Raw genomic sequence first — 2,937 nt, forward strand, 5'->3', positions numbered from 1 at the left:
TGGCGCGGGGGCGGGCGCGCGGGCGGGCGGGGCCGGGCCTCGCGCCGCCCCCCCCCCCCCCCGCGGGGGCCGCCCCCCCCCCCCCCCCCCCCCCCCCCCCCACCCCCCCCCCCCCCCCCCCCCCCGGGGCGGCCCCCCCCCGCCCCCCCCCCCCCCCCGGGGGGGGGGGGGGGCCCCCCCCCCCCCCCCCCCCCCCCCCCCCCCCCACCGCTCACGAGCGGGCCGGGCCGTAATCCAGATGCACCACACCGTTGGCGTAGACGTCGTGGCCTTGAAGCGTCAGCTTGGTGGCGTCCGCTCCGTCGGCGAACAACTTCTCGCCTTTACCGAGGGCGATCGGGTACACGAAGAGATGCAGATGGTCGACGAGGCCCTCGGCCAGCAGGGCGCGCACCAAGGTACCGCTGCCGGTGATGTAGATGGTGCCGTCGATCTCGTCCTTCAGCGTGCGGATCCGGTCGGGGTCGTAAGCGCCCAGGGATACGCTGTTGGCCCACTCCGCCTGCGGTTCCCGGGCGCCCACTACGTATTTGACGGTGTCGTTGAAGAACGGGGCACCCGGATCGTCCTCGACGGTGCGAGTGGACCAGGCCGGTGCGAACATCTCGAAGGTGTTGCGGCCGAGCAGGATTGCCTTCGCCCCGCCGGTGATCCCGGCCAGTGTCTCACCCATCTGCGGGTCGAATCCGAATTCGAAGGTGAACGACGGATCCTCGTACGATCCGTCGAGGGAGACGAACTCGTGCACGGCAATGGTTCCCATGATGTGTCCTTTCTGACGGCCCCGGGCCCCGGCTCGAGGTGTGCCGAGGTTCGGCGTGGGCCGGTCGGGGTCTTATCGGTCTCGCTGGGGTAGACGTGACACGGCGGGGTTTCTCATCGCTACCGGGTGATCGTCTTTCGTCACCGTTCTCATCAGCGGGAGTGCGGCATGCGGGCGTGAGATGGAATTCTGATAGGCAGGTGCGGTATCGGGTCGAGGAAGGTGGACGATGGCTCCGACGGAGGAATGGACGCTGCATCGTCCACGCAACGCTCCGATACTGAATCCTTATATCGGCTACATCGAGAACGTGCTGAAAGCGCTGGAAGACGGGCTGGGCGACAAGAACGCGCACACGCTCACGCCGGGTGAGCTGGTGAAACAACAGACCGACCGCCCGGGCGACAGTGCGCTGCGGGAGCAGTACGGGCTCAACGCCGAACAACTCCAGGGCTACCAGAACGACTGGTATGCCCTCGACGATCAGATCGGGTTCATCGCCTCCCTCGCTGCCGAGGACGCCAACACCGTGAGCCAGGAGTTCGAGGAACTTCGCGATGCGGCGGTCGATATCTCGGCGGCGGTCCCGGACGATCCCACTCCGGCCCGCCAGATCGGTGCGGTGAACGCCCCTGGACGATGCGGTGGGTGTGGCATATGAGGCGATCCTGCGCGCCTACGCGAAACTGGAGGGCAAATCCACCGAGGTACCCGCACAGAACTGGTCGGACAGCGGTGGGGCCGCGCCGTACGTTCCGGGTCTCACCGATACCGGCAGTGCCTACAGCAACGACTCACCGCAACCGATCGGTGAAGGAGAGAAAGCGCAGGTCGAGGAGATGTACCAGTACCTGCTCGAGAAGGGGTTCACCCCGGCGCAGGCGGCCGGAATTCTGGGCAACCTGCAGGTGGAGTCCGGCTTCGACACCGGCGCGTACAACCCCGGCGAAGGTGCGATCGGCCTGGCGCAGTGGCTGGGCGGCCGACGGGAGAACCTGGAGGCGTTCGCGGCGTCCAAAGGCAAGCCGGTCACGGACTGGCGGACACAGATCGACTTCATGGTGCATGAGTTGAACGGCAGCGAATCGGGTGCCATGAGCAAGCTGAAGAGCACCACCTCGGCCGGTGCGGCGGCGGCTGTTTTCGACCAGTACTACGAGCGGAGCTCCGGCGAAGCGCGAGGCCAGCGTATCGCCAATGCCGAGAGCATCGCGCGCAGTATGGCCGGTCGCTCCGCCGGTTCCTCGGTCCTGGCGTAATTTGTTAACGCCACGGCGCCGTGGGGAAATCACTGTGAGGACGCGGCGCCGACCCGGCGCCGTGCGATAGAGCAAGGGAAACAGGACTTCCGAATGGGTCACCCGCAACCACCCAATCCGTACCAGCAGCAGCCTGGTCAGCCCATGCCACCGGGGCAGCCCTACCCGGGGCAACCGATGCCGGGGCAACCCATGCCGGGTCAGCCCTACCCCGGGCAGCCGCAGTATGGACAGCAGTATCCGCCGCCGGGCCAACCGCCCTACGGCGCGCCGGGCGGTTACGGACAGCCACCACGTCCTTCGGGTGGTGGCGGCGGCAAGATCGCACTGATCATCGGCGGGGTGCTCGTCGTCGTGATCGCCCTCGGGGTGGGTGGGTTCCTCCTCCTCGGTGGGAGTGGTGGGTCCATCGGCGGTGGCTACGACGATCCGCGTGAGGTGGCTCAGGCCTGGGTCGATCAGAACGGCGACCCCGAGGACCTGGTGTGCCAGGCGGACCTGGATGAGATCGCGCAGTACGAGCAGGACAATCCGGTCAAGCCCACGGGTGCGCCCTCCGGTGTGGAAGCACCCGAAACGACGCTGAAGAGTGTCGATGTGCCCTCGGGGGCCGATAAGGGGACGTTCACCATGGAGATGACCATGGACATGCTCGGCGACGAAACCACCTCGACCGCGACCTACGATCTGGTCAAGGAAGACGGCGGCTGGAAGGTGTGCGGGATCCTGACCCCCGACGTCGACGTGGAAATGCCGGATATGCCAGGTTTCTGACTCGGCGGGGGGCTGGGTCGCCGCCTGTGCTCGCACCCGGGGGGGGGGGGGGGGGGGGGGGGGCGCCGCGCGGGGGGGGGGGGGGGGGGGGGGGGCGGGGGGCCGGGAAGGAGGCAGGGGGCGGGGGGGGGGCGGCGGAAG

The 2,937-nt window shown here is 68.6% G+C and carries 4 protein-coding genes; 3 read left to right on the forward strand and 1 reads right to left on the reverse strand.

The window, feature by feature from the left end:
* Positions 1 to 211: 211 nt before the first annotated feature.
* Positions 212 to 763, reverse strand: a complete 552-nt coding sequence (locus tag QH276_RS05820; RefSeq protein ID WP_280400546.1) for a dihydrofolate reductase family protein — start codon at positions 761 to 763, stop codon at positions 212 to 214.
* A gap of 229 nt (positions 764 to 992) precedes the next feature.
* Here QH276_RS05820 and QH276_RS05825 point away from each other — a divergent pair, with 229 nt between their 5' ends.
* From QH276_RS05825 to QH276_RS05835, 3 genes are all read left to right on the forward strand, one after another.
* Positions 993 to 1,424 (forward strand): hypothetical protein, encoded by a 432-nt coding sequence (locus tag QH276_RS05825; RefSeq protein ID WP_280400545.1) that lies wholly within the window; start codon positions 993 to 995, stop codon positions 1,422 to 1,424.
* Positions 1,408 to 2,022, forward strand: coding sequence for a phage tail tip lysozyme (locus tag QH276_RS05830; RefSeq protein ID WP_280400544.1), 615 nt, complete (start codon positions 1,408 to 1,410; stop codon positions 2,020 to 2,022). The genes QH276_RS05825 and QH276_RS05830 overlap by 17 nt, the downstream gene beginning before the upstream one ends.
* Before the next feature lie 93 nt (positions 2,023 to 2,115).
* The gene (locus tag QH276_RS05835; RefSeq protein WP_280400543.1) at positions 2,116 to 2,796 is read left to right on the forward strand and encodes an Rv0361 family membrane protein; all 681 of its coding nucleotides are present in this window, start codon (positions 2,116 to 2,118) and stop codon (positions 2,794 to 2,796) included.
* Positions 2,797 to 2,937 lie beyond the last annotated feature (141 nt).

Origin of the sequence: Nocardia carnea (assembly GCF_029869215.1) — a bacterium.
GTDB lineage: Bacteria > Actinomycetota > Actinomycetes > Mycobacteriales > Mycobacteriaceae > Nocardia > Nocardia carnea_B.

Bases quoted from the DNA above. Each gene is read 5' to 3' on its own strand.
- QH276_RS05835 (WP_280400543.1), top strand. From the start codon at position 2,116: ATGGGTCACCCGCAACCACCCAATCCGTACCAGCAGCAGCCTGGTCAG.
- QH276_RS05820 (WP_280400546.1), bottom strand. From the start codon at position 763: ATGGGAACCATTGCCGTGCACGAGTTCGTCTCCCTCGACGGATCGTAC.
- QH276_RS05825 (WP_280400545.1), top strand. From the start codon at position 993: ATGGCTCCGACGGAGGAATGGACGCTGCATCGTCCACGCAACGCTCCG.